The organism is Serinicoccus marinus DSM 15273, assembly GCF_008386315.1.
Classification (GTDB): domain Bacteria; phylum Actinomycetota; class Actinomycetes; order Actinomycetales; family Dermatophilaceae; genus Ornithinicoccus; species Ornithinicoccus marinus.
Genome location: NZ_CP043808.1, coordinates 107,434 through 122,169 on the forward strand (window position 1 = coordinate 107,434; position 14,736 = coordinate 122,169).

Sequence of the window (14,736 nt, forward strand, 5' to 3'; positions counted from 1 at the left end):
CGCTCAGTCAGCCGACTGAGCCGCTTCCTGTGCGTCCGCCTCTTCCTCCAGCTCCCGTGCCCGGGTGCGGCACCGCTCTGCGTAGCCGAGGACGTCGTCCCGCAGCGTGCGGACCTCGCGCCGCACGTCGCGGACCCCGTCGTAGAAGTCCGTCGCGGCGCTGCCCCACCACACACCGTCGGGTGACTCCGGGTAGCGCTGCAGCAGCGTGTCGAGGTCGTCGTCCAGCAACCCACCCTTGGTGGTGATCGTGCCGGCCACCTCACGCATCAGCCCTGCGCGCCTGCGCTTCTCCTCCGGTGTGGTCACAGCAGGCTCATCCCGACGAGGATGGAGAAGAAGGCCTCGGACGGGAGGGCGCCGAGGGTCACCAAGGAGCTGCCGTGGTCCTGGAGCCGGAGATGACCGTGCCGGCCGGCGTGGATGCCGCCGAGCCGGTGCTCGGTGTCCGTGGTGATGGTCCAGGTGAACCATGGCTGGGCCCACACCTCACGCAGGAACTCGCCGGCGCCGTCTGGTGCCGGGGCACGGGGGTCGTCCATCCGGGCGGTGACCAGGTCGGTCGCGATCGCGTCGGGGGGCAGGTCCATCGGCCAGGAGGGTCCGACCTGCAGCCAGGCCGCCAGGTCCGTCGGCAGCTGCATCGTGGGCAACCAGAGCAGCGTCCCGGACGTCGCCGAGGCCAGCCGGTCGCGCCCCAGCGTCGTCCGCCCGTCCCACGACGCCGGGGAATCCGTGGCCCAGACCACAACCGCTCCCTGGCGCCGTGCGGCCTCGTAGGTGCCGGGCACGCCGGACGCGGCGCTCTCCACCCGGATACGCCTGTCAGCGGTGCTCAGCACCGCATGGGTGGTCATGCCGTCGTCGGTCAGCCGCCCTGCTCCGTCCACCAGCCCGACGGACTCCAGCTCGGTCGCGGCTGCCTCGTCCTTGACGCGCGCCGCCCCGACCCGCCGGCGGCCGACCTGGGCCAGGGCGACGAAGGCGTCGCGGGACAGCCGCACGCCGTCCGGCTCCCAGTGCTGCGAGCCGTGCAGCCGGGACAGGTCCTCCAGGGCCTCTCCCCTGGCACGCCAGAAGTCGTCGAGTCGCGGTTCAGGCATTCTTGGCCTCGGGGGACGGAGGGCGCTGCACGCGCAGGCTGTCGACGCAGGCGGAGATCAGCGGCATGACCCGGAGGTAGCGGTCGGAGTCGACCGTGGCGGTGAGGGACAGCGGCCGGTCTCCCTCCAGTCGCAGCCACGTCGTCGTGCAGACCAGGGCATCACCGCTGGGCCAGGTCGACAGCAACCGGCGACCGGCGTCGTCCTGCCACAGGTCCCAGGCGATCATCCGGTGCCCGGGCCCCATGGCGAGCAGGGTGGCGGCGGTCTGCGTGGCGACCGCCCGGACGCTCTCCTGCGTCGGTGCGCCCAGGCCGATCACGAGGTTGGGCCGCAGACCCAGTTCCTCGGCCCAGCTCTGCGGGGCGATGGCCAGGAGCACGGATCCGTCGTCGTCCGGCTCCTGCTGGATCTGTGCCCAGCCGGGCGGCGGCTCGACGTGGATGTCTAGGTCGGGCGGCGTCATACCGGGTCCTTCCATCGAGGGGCCTCCTGCAGCCACCGGGGTGTCAGCGGTCGGGGGAGCCAGAGCACCGCCAGGACGCCCAGGGCGAAGGACACCAGCGCCAGGACGAGGAGCACGGCACCGAGCGCGAGCGGGGCGAGGGCCGCGAGCTGGGTCAAGAGCAGGGCGGCGCCGAGGTAGAGCGGGGCGAGGTGCAGGGTCTGGCTGGGCCATGACCGCAGCATGACGGCGCGGATCCGACCCGACCAGGCGTGGAGACCGATGGCCAGCAGCCCGAGCGCCAGCAGCAGCAGCGGCCAGGAGAAGGTGAGGTCCTCGATGCTCATCCGAACAGCGACCCCCACACCTTCTTGGCACCGTCGGCCACGGCGCTGCTGGCCTCCTTGAGAGCCGTCCCGGCGGCCTTGCCGGCCTTTGAGCCGACGAAGGCACCGATCGCGCCACCGATGAGGGCGCCGCCCACGGTGCCGACGACGGGGATGGGGACGAAGCTGCCGGCGATCGCACCGTAGTGTGCGCCGACGAGCCCTCCCGCGACCGCGCCGCCGCCCTCCGTCACGACGTTGTAGCCCGCGGACGCCACTCGTTGCCCGGTGCTGTACTCCGGGTGGTAGCGCTGGTCATGCTCCCACTGGCTGGCGGCGGAGTCCCAGACGGTGAGACCCACCCCGGCGGCCCCCAGCGCCCGGCCTCCGGTCCGGGCCCATGTCGGGGGTCGCCCCAGGTCGGGGCTGGTGGTGACGTTGGGGCCGGGGCGGTAGGTCGCTTCGTCGGTCAGGGTGGAGATGCGGGAGAGGCGCGGGTCGGCGCTGCCTCCCTGCGGCACGAGCACTCCGCTCGAACGGCGGACGAAGGCCTGGCCGTCGTGCACGTCGTCAGCCGTTGAGAGCAGGGAGTTCAGCTCCTGCAGGGCCGGTGCGGCGCTCACGCTGTCCGCGCGAGGGACGTAGAGGTGAAAGTTGCGATACCGCTCCAGCAGGCCCTGACCGACGCCGAGGGGGATCGCGCCGAACTCGTCGCTGCGCGCGATGCGCTCTAGGTTCTCCCGGATGGTCTCGTCCTCACGGGGCAGGAGGTTGCCGAAGTCGGGAAGCCAGTACCCGGCCTCACGCAGCTCCTGGATCGGTCTCTCATGGTCGACGTAGCGGACGGCGTGGTCCTGCGCGGCACCGGCGAGGAGCGAGAGCGTCTCCGCGGCGACCGAGGCGCGGCGCCGCGCGGAGGGGGCGCCGCTCACCCATTGGTCGACCTTCTCGATCTGGGTGGTGATGTCACCACCGATCTCGGACACCGTGGTGCCGACACCGAGGGTGGCAGCGCTCATGGCCAAGACCCCGTCGGGGTCGATCCTCACGGTCACCGACGTCCCTCCCTCACCTGCTGTCGACCCCTCACCCTAGGTGATCCGGAGAGCCCCGGGCGCGACGACCTGAGCAGCACCAACCCGGATCTGCGGGCAGGATCAGGCGCAGCGACGCTGCAGGTAGCCCTCGGCGGCCCGCTGCCCGCTCACCATGGCGCCCTGGATGGACCCGGTGTCCACGTGGTCCCCGGCCAGGATGAGGCCCGGCTCGACCTCCAGCGCCGTGCGCTCCTGCAGCGGCGCCGGCTGGGCCGGCAGGGCATACCGGATGTCGTCGCGCCGCAGCAGCTCCCAGTCCCCGGTCGGGACGCCGTAGATGCCGCCGACCTGGGTGAGGACCGTCTGGTCGGACACCGGCTCCTGCCCCTGGCGCAGCAGGCTGCTGGCCTGCACGAGATGACGACCGGGCGGGGCGTAGGAAGGTGCCGCGTTGCTCATCACCGCGGTGTTGATGACCGGCCCGCGCGCCTCGCGCTGGTCGATGACGAGCAGCGCCTGGTCCATGGGTGCCTCGGGCACGGCAAACCAGTGGGTGGTGACGCCCTTGGCCGCCGGTGCGGTATGCCCGGTGAGCTCGGCAGCCGCCGAGGGGCCCGTGGCGACGACGACGAGCTCGGCCGAGATCTCCTCCCCGCCCGCGGTGCGCACGCTGCGCGGTCCGACCGAGGTGACCTCGGTGCCGAGCTCGACCGGCGTGCGCAGCCCGGCGGCGAGCTGCTCGGGGAGCGCCTGCATCCCGCGCTCCGGCAGTGCCGGACGACCGAGCGCGAACATGCGGCTCAGCAGATGGGTGAAGGCGGTGGAGGTGCTGCCGTCGTCTTCCAGCAGCACCCCGCTGAGGAAGGTGTCGACCACCCGGCGCAGCGGCCCGTGCAGGCCGGCGGCGTCCATCGACTCGCGGCGCGACACGTCGTCCTGCCCGCTCGCCAGGGCCCACTCGGCGCGCATCGCGGGAGCCGCCCAGCGGGCCAGGGAGGCCAGGCTGGAGGGGTGCAGCTTGCCCGAGCGCATGGTCTGGCCGATGAGCTGGGGCTCGCGCCGGGGGTCGGCCATGACCAGGAGGGTGTCGGTGCGGTCCGACCGCGCGGCCAGGCCGGCGCGGAAGGGTTGCAGCCCGAGGGCGGCCACGTCGACGTGCGCCTGGACCATGGGGTAGGCCGGGTTGAGCAGCTGGAAGCCGCGGTCGAGCAGGAAGCCGTCCACCTCGTCGGTGCGCACGCGACCACCGACGGCGTCGGCGGCCTCCAGGACCCGCACCTCGACGCCCGCATCCTGCAGGGTGCGGGCACAGGTGAGGCCGGCCAGCCCGGCCCCGACGACGACGACATCGGCTGAGGTGGACATGCTCTTCACCCTAGGACCAGGAAGGGCGGACGTCCTGTTGTGGCGAGGACCGTCTCCGGGCCGCGTCAGCGACGCTCCAGCGCGTGCAGGACGCGCAGCACCCCGCGGTCGTCGAAGGGGCGCCCGACCACCTGCACCCCGATCGGCCGACCGTCGGCGGTCCGGCCCGCGTCGACGGTCCCGGCGGGGTGGCCGGTCATGTTCCACGGCATCGTGAAGTTGATGTGCCACAGGCCGCGCCCGTCGTCCGGGTAGGGCATGGGCTGCACGGCCGGGAAGGCGACTCCCGGGGCGACGGGGGAGAGGAGCACCTCGGGGTCGCCGGCGGCGGCCCACGCCGCGCTCGTGCGCGCCTGGACCTGCCCGAAGGCGTGGTAGGCGTCCATCACCTCGGTGCCGGTGAGGTCGGCTGCTCGGGACACCCACTCCGCGATGTAGGGGAGCACCCGGGCCTGCTGCGCCGGCGCGAGCCGCGAGTAGTCGGCCCACGAGCGGGCCTGCCAGAACCGGTCGATCCCGTCGAGCAGGTCCTGGGTGAGCCAGGGTCCGACCGGCTCGACCCGCGCGCCAGCGCGCTCGAGCTCCGCCGCGGCGGCCTCGACCGCGGCGACGACGTCGGGGTCCGGCTCGACGCCATACCCCGCCTCGGTCCACAGGCCGACCCGCATCCCGGTGAGATCGAGGTCGAGGTCGGTCCAGTCGATCCGTTGGTCGGGCAGCGAGGTCCAGTCCACCGGGTCCGGTCCGGCGAGCACCGACATGAGCAGGGCGCAGTCGGCGGCGGTGCGGGCCATCGGCCCGGCGACGCGGCCGAGGTATGGCGCATGCAGGGGTATGCGCCCCGCGCTCGGCTTCAGCGTGGCCAGACCCAGCCAGGTGCCCGGCAGCCGGATCGAGCCACCGATGTCGGTGCCGACGTGGAGCGGTCCGTAGCCGCCTGCGGCCGCGGCGCCGGCGCCGGAGCTGGAGCCGCCCGTGGTCCAGGCCGGGTCCAGTGGCGAGCGGGTGATGCCGTGGCGGCTGGACACGCCGGAGGAGAGCATGCCCCAGTCGGGCATGACCGTGGAGCCGAGCACGACGAGACCGGCCTCGCGGCAGCGTCGGGCGACGGGGGAGTCGACCTCGGGCACGACCGGCTCGACGCCCGCGCAGCCCATCGTCATCGGCACGCCGGCCCGCGCGACGTTCTCCTTGAGCGTCACCGTCAGCCCGTCGACCGGGCTCAGCGGTCGCCCTTGCTCCCAGCGATGCGCCGAGGCGCGCGCCTGGTCCAGCGTGCCCTCGACGTCGTCGCGGAAGGACAGGGCGTTGAGCTCGGGCTCCCGCGCGTCGATGACCGCCTGGATCTCGGCGACGACCTCGGGCGGGGCGAGCGAGCCGTCGGCGAAGCCGCGCGCGGTCGCGACGGCGTCAAGGTGCCGGGGTGCGTGCTGGGTCACGGGAGTCCCGTCTGCTGGGGTGTGGATGAGCCTTGCACTCGAACACATGTTCGAGTATGCTGGGGGACGGCACCAGATCCTGGCGCCGGATCTCCAGGGGGAGGCAGGGCATGGCGACAGCGGCGATGGAGCAGCGGGCGACGCCGGAGTCCGCTGCGCTGGACGCGCTCGGCACGATCGCCGCGGCGCGGGCGGGCCTCGACAGAAAGGGTTCACCAGCGTCGAGGAGCTGACGCAGGGGCAGCGGGCGAAGTGGCGCACCGAGACCAAGCGGGCCGCCTGCGCCGAGGTGGAGCTCAAGCTCGGGATGGGGGTGACGGAAGCGAGACACCTCGTGGCCCTCGCCTGTGCCCCGGCCGGGGTGCGCTCGGCGGTGCTGGGGGCCCTGGACCGGGGAGAGGTGACCTGGCCCATGGTGCGCTCCTTCTGGCGGCGGTGCGGCAGCCTGCCCGCGGAGCGCGCCGGGCTCGTGGTCGAGGGGCTCTTCGGCGACGACCCGGAGACGGCGGTCTCCGAACGCCTCGACGCCGATGGTGCGGTGCGCGAGCGTCCCTGGCACGCGGCGGACTACGCGGCCGCGCTGGAGCGTGAGGCGCGGCGGGCCGACGGCGAGGACGTCGTGGCCGAGCGAGAGCGGCGGCGCGCCGCCTACCGTGCCCGCCGAGCCAGCGTGCAGGTCGACGACGACGGGACGGCCACGCTGTCGGTGACCAGCTCGGTGGTGTCGATCGTCGCGGCGCACACCCGGATCGAGCGGGCCGCGCGACTGCTGCGCAAGCAGGGCGATCCACGCACGCTGGACCAGCTGCGGGCCGACGTGGCCGCGTCCTTGCTCGTGCATGGCCAGGTGCCCGAGCCCGACCGCAGGGACGACGAGGATCGCCTGGTGACGCCCGATCGCGCCTCGATCGCTCGGGTCGTCACCGGTATGCCGGCGGTCGAGCTCCAGGTCGTGGTGCCCTGGGACGCCCTGGCGGGGCAGGCTGCCTGCGCGGGGTGCATGCCCCGAACCCGGGGTCGAGATGCAAGCAGCCGGGTCAGCCCATCGGACAGCCGAGGCGCTGCTGGCCGCCCGGGTCCCTCGAGTCACACCCCCGCAGGCGCGGTTGAGGACGTGACCCGACGGGCCCCCGGTGGGGATCGACGAGGCACCGGTCAGGTCGGGGGTGGCGAGGTCGGGATGCTCCTCGGTCGCCAACCTGCCTACCTGGCGCCGGGGCACCTGCGTGAGCTCGCGCTGACCCCGGGGACGACTCTGTCCCGGCTCCTGATCGACCCGGCCGACGGTCGGCTGGTCGAGCGGAGCACGGCCTCCTACCGGCCGGACGCGGCGATGCGGCGCCAGGTGCTGGCCGCCGACCTGCACTCGCGGTCCCCGGGCTCTCGACAACCGGGGGCGGTCTGCGAGCTGGACCATGTGCAGCCCTGGTCCGAGGACAGCACCGGCGGCGCGACCGCGGAGATCAACCTCGTGGCGCTCGCGAAGCGGCCGCACGAGCTCAAGACCCGCGGGTGGGCGCTCAGCGAGATCAACGACGTGCGGGACCTGACGTGGATGTCACTGCTCGGTCAGGTCGAGACGACCAGGGTCCACGACTACCGTCAGTACGCCCAGCAGTCACGTGGAGCACGCCCAGCCGACGCAGCCGTGGGCGACGGGTCCGGATCCGAGTCGGCTCAGGGCGGAGGCTTCAGATCCGGGCAGGCGCAGGGCATCGGCGCAGCCACGGGGGACGGCACGGCGTGTGACCCACGCGCCGGTGCTGACCGGTCCGGCCGTGGTGGAGTGGGATCGCCGGCTTCTCGACACGAGGAGCTGCTGGCGGCGGTGGACCGCCGGGCGCCGCTCGACCCCGCCCTCGTCGGAGAGCCTCTCGGGGAGCGCGCCGACCTGGAGGATCGACGCGACCTGCTCGCCCGGGCCTTCTACGCGGCCCTCGCCCACCGTGGTCCCGGCGCCTTCCTCGAGGATCGTGACGACCATCCGGGCTCCGGCGAGCACGGCGGCCCGCTCGCCGGCTGGATGTGGGCCACCCGGACGACCTCCTCGGGGCAGCGCCGCAGCGGCGCGGACCCGGGCACCCCGACCGTGGACCGGGTGTTGGGTCTCGACGAGGACAGCGACACTGATCGAGACGGCTCTCTCCGTGACGAGGTCGACACCCCGCCCGAGGGCGACGCACCGCCGTTCTGAGGGCTCCCCGATGGTGCCGTCAGCCGTGAAGGACCTGGCAGCCGGGGCACCAGTAGGCCGTCTGCAGGCCCATCCGTTCGGCCTCGACAGCGGCGCCGCAGCGCGGGCACGGTCGGCCGCGGCGCAGGTAGACCGCGTAGTTCTTGCGCTAGCGCGGGACCGGCTCCTCCCGGACCAGCAGGTCCCGTGCGGCGACGAGCTGGTCCGGGTGGGTGAGGATCCACCCGGCCCCCAGCCCAACGGTCATGAGGTCGATGGTGTCCTGCCAGAGCGCGCGCAGCGCGTCCACCGGGACGGCGCTGCCAGGAGAGTGGGGGTCGATCCGCGCCCGCCAGAGCAGCTCGGCGCGATAGACGTTGCCGATCCCGGACACGACGGACTGGTCGAGCAGCAGCAGCCCGATCGCGCGGCGCGACCGGTGCAGCCGCGCGACCGCCACCTCGGGGTCGGCGTCGTCCCGGAGCGGGTCCGGGCCGAGCCGCTGGTGCAGGGCGGAGACACCCGCGGGATCGAGCAGCTCGCAGATCGTCGGCCGGGTGATTTGGAGCAGGTAGGCCGCAGTGAGGAAGCGCCACGCCAGCCCGGCCGGGACCGGCGGATCGGTGCGCGGCAGCCCGTCCTCGCCCAAGGCGCGCCGGTGGCGGCGCACGGACACGGCCCCGTGCATGCCCAGGTGGAAGTGCCCGGACCACGCGGTGCCCTCGAGGTGCACCAGCAGGTGCTTGCCGTGGGCCTCGGCGTCGTGGACGACCAGACCGTCCAGCAGGCCAGGGTCGAAGTCCTCGACGACGGGCCCGCTGGAGCGGCCCGGCTGTCCCCGCAGCCGACGCACCCGCCCGGCCATCCCGTGGACGGCGTGACCCTCAGCCATGGTCCGACCCTACGGAGCCGGGGCCCGCCGCGCCCTCGGGTGATCGGGGTAGGCGTCTGGCCCAGGAGGCGCAGCCGGTACAGAGCGCCGTCAGACCGGGAGACCGGGAGGCCGTGAGACAGCGGTCGTCGGCCTGCGGCGACGAGGTCAGCCGTCCAGCGGAGTGACGTAGGCCGAGCTGATCCCACCGTCGACGAGGAACTCCGCCGCCGTCATGAACGAGCTGTCGTCGCTGGCCAGGAAGGCCACCGCCGCCGCCATCTCCTCCGGCTCACCGAAACGCCCCATCGGCACGTGCACCAGACGGCGCTGCGCCCGCTCCGGGTCGGAGGCGAAGAGCTCCTGCAGCAGCGGGGTGTTCACCGGCCCGGGGCACAGGGCGTTGACCCGGATGCCCTGCCGCGCGAACTGCACCCCCAGCTCGCGCGTCATCGACAGCACCCCGCCCTTGGACGCGGAGTAGGAGATCTGCGAGGTCGCCGCTCCCATGACCGCCACGAAGGATGCGGTGTTGATGATCGAGCCGCGGCCCTGCCCGATCATGTGCGGCAGCGCCGCCTTGCAGCAGAGGTAGACGCTGGTGAGGTTGACCTCCTGCACCCGGCGCCACGCCTCCAACCCGGTCTCCAGGATGGAGTCGTCGTCCGGCGGGGAGATCCCGGCGTTGTTGAAGGCGACGTCCACGCTGCCGTAGGTCTGCCTCGCCGTGCCGAAGAGCCGCTCCACCTGGTCCGGGTCGGTGACGTCGGTGCGCACGAACATCCCGTCCAGCTCCTCCGCGAGCGCGCTGCCCACGGCCTCCTCGCAGATGTCCGCGAGCACCACCGTGGCTCCTTCCGCGGCGAGCCGCCGGGCGCTGGCCAGCCCGATGCCGCTCGCCGCCCCGGTCACGACGGCGACACGGCCCGCGAGCCGCTGCGTGAGGTCCGTCCTCGGTGCGCTGCCTGTGGTCACATCAGTCCTCTCAGGTCACTCGCCGGTGGCGATGAAGATGGTCTTGGTCTCGGAGAAGGCGTCCAGCGCGTGCGGCCCGAGCTCGCGCCCGAGGCCGGACTGCTTGAACCCGCCGAAGGGGGTGTTGTAGCGCACCGAGCTGTGGCTGTTGACGGCGAGGTTGCCCGCCTCCAGCCGCCGCGCCACCCGCAGCGCCCGGCCCACGTCCCGGGTCCAGATCGACCCCGACAGCCCGTAGGCCGTGTCGTTGGCGATCCGTAGCGCGTCCGCCTCGTCGCGGAACGGCAGCACCGAGATCACCGGCCCGAAGATCTCGTCGGTGAAGGCCGGGTCCTGCTCCGACCGGGTATGCAGCACCGTCGGCGGGTGCCAGAAGCCGGGTCCCTGCGGGGCGTCACCGGCGAGGAGCACCTCCGCGTCGGCGACGTATCCCGCCACCACGTCTCGCTGCGCCGCGGAGATCAGCGGCCCCATACCGCTGCTCTCCTCGGCCGGGTCGCCGCACACGAAGCCGCGCACCACCGGCTCCAGCCGCTCCAGGAAGGCGTCGAGCACGTCCGACTGCACCAGCAACCGGGACCGGGCGCAGCAGTCCTGCCCCGCGTTGTCGAAGGCCCCGCCCGGGGCCGCCGCAGCCGCCGCGTCGAGGTCGGCGTCGGCGAAGACGATGCTGGCGTTCTTGCCGCCGAGCTCGAGGGTCACCCGCTTGACCTGGTCGGCGCACCCGGTCATCACCCGCTTGCCGACCGCGGTGGAGCCGGTGAAGACCACCTTGCGCACCAGCGGGTGGGTGACGAATCGCTCGCCGACGACCGACCCGGCGCCAGGAACGACCTGCAGCACCCCCTCGGGGATCCCTGCCTCCAGCGCCAGGTCGGCCAGCCGCAGCGCGGTGAGCGGGGTCAGCTCGGCCGGCTTGAGCACGACGGTGTTGCCGGCCGCCAGCGCCGGGCCGATCGCCCACCCGGCGATGGGCATCGGGAAGTTCCACGGGACGATGACACCCACCACGCCCAGCGGCTCGGCGAAGGTCATCGCGACGCCCCCGTCGACCGGGATCGTCTCGCCACCGGGCCGCTCCGGCGCACCGGCGTAGTAGTTGAGGACGTCCCGGACGTTGCCCGCCTCCCAGCGGGCGTTGCCGATCGTGTGCCCGGCATTCGCGACCTCGAGCTGCGCCAGCTCCTCGACGTGCTCGTCGACCACCGCCGCGAAGCGCCGCAGCAGTCGCGCACGGTCGGCGGGGGAGACCTCGCGCCAGCCCTGGAAGGCCCGCTGGGCGGTCTCGATCGCGCGGTCGGTCTCGGCCACGTCGGCGAGCCTGAGGGTGGTGATGACCTCCTCGGTCGCCGGGTTGATGACGTCGGTGGTGCTGGGGGTGGTGGTGCTCATCCGGTTGGTCTCTCCTCTCCTGTGGCGGCCTGGTGGACCAGTGCGTGGAAGAGCCGCCGGTCGGCGGGGTTCTCCTCCGGGTGGAATTGCACGCCGATCGCCCACCCCGCGTGGTCCGCCGGCTCGAGCGCCTGGACCACGCCGTCCGCGGATCGGGCGGTGACGACCAGCCCGTCGGCGACCCGGTCGATGCCCTGGTGGTGGTAGCACGGCGAGCCGGCCTCCGCCCCGAGCACCGCAGCGATCCGTGACCCCGGCTCGGTGCGGAAGGTCACCTCGCCGAAGACCCCCGGGCTCGGCTGGTATGCCGTGTGCCCCAGTCGGTCGGGCAGGTGCTGCTCCAGCGTGCCGCCCAGGGCGACGTTGAGCACCTGCACCCCGCGGCAGATCGCCAGCAGCGGGACCTCGCGCTCCAGCGCCGCCCGGGCCAGCGCCAGCTCCGGGGCGTCGCGCACCGGCTCCGGCGCGGTGCTCGGGTGGGGGGCGGCGGCATACTGCGCCGCGTCGACGTCCGCCCCCCCGACGAGCACGAGGGCGTCCAGGACGTCGAGGACGGCGGGGTCCAGCCCCACCGGTGGCAGCAGCAGCGGCGCCCCTCCTGCCGCGGAGACTGCCTCGACGTAGACGCCGGGCACGACGGCTGCCTCCCGTCGCCAGACTCCCCAGGCCGCCTCCTTGTAGTAGGTGGTCAGCCCGATCCGCGGTCGGCTCACAGACGCTCGAACCCCCGCCTCAGCTCCCAGTCGGTCACGGCCGCGTCGAAGGCGGTGATCTCCACGTCCGCCATGTTGACGTAGTGGTCCACGACGTCCTCCCCGAAGGCCTGCCGCGCGACCTCGGAGGCCGCGAAGAGATCCCGGGCCTCGCGCAGGGTGTGTGGCACCAGCGGGGCGTCGGACTCGTAGGCGTTGCCGGTCATCATGGGTTCCAGCTCGAGCTCCTGCTCGATGCCGTGCAGGCCACCGGCCATCATCGCGGCCACCGCGAGGTAGGGGTTGCAGTCACCGCCGGGCACCCGGTTCTCCATCCGCGCCGACGAGCCCTCCCCGACGGTGCGCACCGAGCAGGTCCGGTTGTCCTGGCCCCAGGCGACGGCGGTCGGGGCGAAAGAGCCCTGCGCGAAGCGCTTGTAGGAGTTGATGTTGGGAGCGTAGAAGAGGGTGAACTCGCGCATCGTCGCCAGCACCCCGGCGATGAAGTGGTCGTAGAGCGCGGTGCGTCCGCCGTCCTCCCAGAAGATCGTCGACCCGTCCAGGCCGCGCAGCGACAGGTGGATGTGACAGGAGTTGCCCTCTCGCTCGTTGGGCTTGGCCATGAAGGTCAGCGACTGGCCCATGTCGGCCGCGATCATCTTCGCGCCGGTCTTGTAGACGCTGTGGTTGTCGCAGGTGGTCACGACGTCGTCGAAGAGGAAGCCGATCTCGTGCTGGCCGAGGTTGCACTCGCCCTTGGCCGACTCCACCGTCATGCCGGCCGTCCACATGTCCGACCGGATCCGGCGCAGCAGCGGCTCGACCCGGCCCGAGCCCACGATCGAGTAGTCCACGTTGTACTGGTTCGCGGGGGTGAGACCGGTATACCCCTTGGTCCAGGCCTCCTCGAAGGAGTCGCGGTAAACGACGAACTCCAGCTCGGTGCCGGCGACCGCGGACCAGCCGTGCCCCGCCGCCCGCTCGACCTGCGAGGCGAGCATGGCGCGCGGCGACATCGGCACCGGGGTGCCGTCGGTGAGCGCCAGGTCGCACTGGATCATCACCGTGCGCTCCAGCCACGGGACCCAGCGGATCGTGTCCAGGTCCAGGGTGAACTCCATGTCGCCGTAGCCCGCCTCCCAGGAGGAGATGGCGTAGCCGTCGACGGTGTTCATCTCGGTGTCCACGGCGAGCAGGTAGTTGCACCCCTCGACGCCGTGCCCGAGCGCGTGCTCGACGAAGTAGGCGGCGTGGAGGTACTTGCCCTGCAGCCGGCCCTGCATGTCGGTGAAGGCGACGACGACGGTCTCGATGCTGGCGTCGGCCACCCCCGCCCGGAGCTGGTCGACGGTGAGCATCCGCTCGCTGCGCGGGTGGGTCATCGCAGGCCCCCTTCTGCCTCGGTGAGCTGGTCGAACTCCTCCTCCGGGGCGGAGGAGACCAGGTGGTGACGGCTGTAGAACCAGAAGTAGGCAACGAAGGCACCGAAGACACCCGCGGTGATCCAGGCGGCGGTCGTGTCGACGAAGAACGTGGCGATGACCGCCACGACGCTGAGCACGAGCGCGATGCCCGTCGTGACGACCCCGCCGGGCGTGCGGTAGCCGCGCTCCAGGTCGGGCTCGCGACGGCGCAGCACGATGTGGGAGAGGTTGAGCAGGACGTAGGACACGGTGGCACCGAAGACGGCGATGTTGATGAGCAGCGCGCCGTTCTGGGTGAGCGCCGCCAGCAGGAAGCCGATCGTGCCGGGGACGACGAGCGCCACCCACGGCGTCTGCCGGGAGCCGGTCAGGGACAGGAAGCGTGGCAGGTAGCCGGCCCGCGACAGCGCGAACAGCTGCCGGGAGTAGGCGTAGATGATCGAGAAGAAGCTGGCGACGAGGCCGGCCAGGCCGGCGTAGTTGACGAAGCCCGCGATCCAGTCGTCGTCGCCGCGGGCCGCGCGCAGCGCCTCGGGGAGGGGGTTGTCGGAGGTGCGGACGGTCTCGGCGCCGGCCGAGCCGGGGACGAGCAGCAGCATGAGCGCGGCGAAGACGAGCAGCACGCCCATCGCGACGATGATGCCGCGCGGCATGTCGCGCTGGGGGTCGGCGGTCTCCTCGGCAGCCAGCGGCACGCCCTCGACGGCGAGGAAGAACCAGATGCCGTAGACCAGCGCCGCGACTGCTCCCGCGAAGCCGTAGGGCAGCAGGGCGCTGGCGCCCGCGGCGTCGCTGACCGCGATGTCGGTGAGGTTCGCGGGGTCGAAGTGCGGCACCAGCCCGACGACGGTGGCGACGAGAGCCACGACGGCGACGGCGGTGATCGCGAACATCACCTTGAGCGCCTCGCCCACGCCCCAGATGTGCAGGCCGATGAAGACGAGGTAGGCGACGAGGTAGACCGGCCAGGAGTTCGTCAGCCCGAACAGGCCCAGCGCCTCGACGTAGCCGCCGATGAAGACCGCGATCGCGGCGGGGGCGGCGGCATACTCGATGAGCACCGCGACCCCGGTCGCGTAGCCGCCCAGCGGACCCAGCGCCCGGCGGGCGAAACCGTAGCCCGCCCCGGCGGTCGGGAGGGTGGAGGACATCTCGGCCAGGCCGAGCACCATGCAGGTGTACATGACCGCCATGAGCACGGTGGCGATGAGCAGACCTCCCCAGCCACCCTCGTCGAGACCGAAGTTCCAGCCCGCGAAGTCGCCGGAGATGACGTAGCTGACGCCGAGCCCGGCGAGCAGCACCCACCCCGCGGCGCCCTTCTTGAGCTGTCGGTGCTGGTGGTAGTCGTCCGTGACCTGCTGGTAGTCGACCCTGCGCGCCATGTCGTCCCTTCCTCGTCAATGGATCACTATTGGTCCATTGAGCGTCAGGGGCGAGTCTGGCGCGGTTGCCGGAAGCCGTCAAGGCCCGACCAGGGCCTACGGTGTCGGG

General features: G+C 72.7%; 15 protein-coding genes. 1 reads left to right on the forward strand and 14 read right to left on the reverse strand.

From position 1 onward, the window contains the following. Positions 1 to 3: 3 nt before the first annotated feature. The 7 genes from FU792_RS00510 to FU792_RS00540 all read right to left on the reverse strand — a co-directional run bounded on the left by FU792_RS00510 (position 4) and on the right by FU792_RS00540 (position 5,715). Positions 4 to 309, reverse strand: coding sequence for a hypothetical protein (locus FU792_RS00510; protein ID WP_022923369.1), 306 nt, complete (start codon positions 307 to 309; stop codon positions 4 to 6). After that, positions 306 to 1,103 (reverse strand): hypothetical protein, encoded by a 798-nt coding sequence (locus FU792_RS00515; RefSeq protein ID WP_022923368.1) that lies wholly within the window; start codon positions 1,101 to 1,103, stop codon positions 306 to 308. Before FU792_RS00515 ends, FU792_RS00510 begins: the two co-directional genes overlap by 4 nt. Next, positions 1,096 to 1,569 (reverse strand): hypothetical protein, encoded by a 474-nt coding sequence (locus FU792_RS00520; protein WP_022923367.1) that lies wholly within the window; start codon positions 1,567 to 1,569, stop codon positions 1,096 to 1,098. The genes FU792_RS00515 and FU792_RS00520 overlap by 8 nt, the downstream gene beginning before the upstream one ends. Next, entirely contained in the window at positions 1,566 to 1,895 is a 330-nt protein-coding gene (locus tag FU792_RS00525) for a hypothetical protein (RefSeq protein WP_022923366.1), read from the reverse strand. Before FU792_RS00525 ends, FU792_RS00520 begins: the two co-directional genes overlap by 4 nt. Further along, positions 1,892 to 2,893: a hypothetical protein gene (locus tag FU792_RS00530; RefSeq protein ID WP_149814456.1), complete on the reverse strand. Its 1,002-nt coding sequence runs from the start codon at positions 2,891 to 2,893 to the stop codon at positions 1,892 to 1,894. The genes FU792_RS00525 and FU792_RS00530 overlap by 4 nt, the downstream gene beginning before the upstream one ends. A 138-nt stretch (positions 2,894 to 3,031) precedes the next feature. Next, a complete protein-coding gene (locus FU792_RS00535; RefSeq protein ID WP_022923364.1) occupies positions 3,032 to 4,276 on the reverse strand; it encodes an NAD(P)/FAD-dependent oxidoreductase in 1,245 nt (414 codons plus the stop codon). A gap of 65 nt (positions 4,277 to 4,341) precedes the next feature. Further along, on the reverse strand, positions 4,342 to 5,715 hold the full coding sequence (locus FU792_RS00540; RefSeq protein ID WP_022923363.1) for an amidase: 1,374 nt from the start codon (positions 5,713 to 5,715) through the stop codon (positions 4,342 to 4,344). A 46-nt stretch (positions 5,716 to 5,761) separates the two neighbouring features. Between FU792_RS00540 and FU792_RS00545 the strand changes: the two genes are divergently transcribed. Beyond that, positions 5,762 to 7,909: an HNH endonuclease signature motif containing protein gene (locus tag FU792_RS00545; RefSeq protein WP_149814457.1), complete on the forward strand. Its 2,148-nt coding sequence runs from the start codon at positions 5,762 to 5,764 to the stop codon at positions 7,907 to 7,909. Positions 7,910 to 7,928: 19 nt separating this feature from the next. Here the strand turns inward: FU792_RS00545 and FU792_RS17535 are convergent, their stop codons facing one another. The 7 genes from FU792_RS17535 to eat form a co-directional block, all read right to left on the reverse strand. Beyond that, positions 7,929 to 8,036 (reverse strand): zinc finger domain-containing protein, encoded by a 108-nt coding sequence (locus FU792_RS17535; protein ID WP_237739970.1) that lies wholly within the window; start codon positions 8,034 to 8,036, stop codon positions 7,929 to 7,931. 21 nt (positions 8,037 to 8,057) lie between these two features. Beyond that, the gene (locus FU792_RS00550; protein ID WP_237739958.1) at positions 8,058 to 8,780 is read right to left on the reverse strand and encodes a DNA-formamidopyrimidine glycosylase family protein; all 723 of its coding nucleotides are present in this window, start codon (positions 8,778 to 8,780) and stop codon (positions 8,058 to 8,060) included. Positions 8,781 to 8,927: 147 nt separating this feature from the next. Beyond that, positions 8,928 to 9,734, reverse strand: coding sequence for a 3-oxoacyl-ACP reductase (locus FU792_RS00555; protein ID WP_022923360.1), 807 nt, complete (start codon positions 9,732 to 9,734; stop codon positions 8,928 to 8,930). Positions 9,735 to 9,749: 15 nt separating this feature from the next. Then, positions 9,750 to 11,126 (reverse strand): aldehyde dehydrogenase family protein, encoded by a 1,377-nt coding sequence (locus FU792_RS00560; RefSeq protein ID WP_022923359.1) that lies wholly within the window; start codon positions 11,124 to 11,126, stop codon positions 9,750 to 9,752. Beyond that, positions 11,123 to 11,839 (reverse strand): gamma-glutamyl-gamma-aminobutyrate hydrolase family protein, encoded by a 717-nt coding sequence (locus tag FU792_RS00565; RefSeq protein WP_022923358.1) that lies wholly within the window; start codon positions 11,837 to 11,839, stop codon positions 11,123 to 11,125. Before FU792_RS00565 ends, FU792_RS00560 begins: the two co-directional genes overlap by 4 nt. After that, positions 11,836 to 13,200: a glutamine synthetase family protein gene (locus FU792_RS00570; RefSeq protein ID WP_022923357.1), complete on the reverse strand. Its 1,365-nt coding sequence runs from the start codon at positions 13,198 to 13,200 to the stop codon at positions 11,836 to 11,838. The genes FU792_RS00565 and FU792_RS00570 overlap by 4 nt, the downstream gene beginning before the upstream one ends. Next, on the reverse strand, positions 13,197 to 14,627 hold the full coding sequence (gene eat, locus FU792_RS00575) for an ethanolamine permease (RefSeq protein ID WP_022923356.1): 1,431 nt from the start codon (positions 14,625 to 14,627) through the stop codon (positions 13,197 to 13,199). Before eat ends, FU792_RS00570 begins: the two co-directional genes overlap by 4 nt. Positions 14,628 to 14,736: the final 109 nt, after the last annotated feature.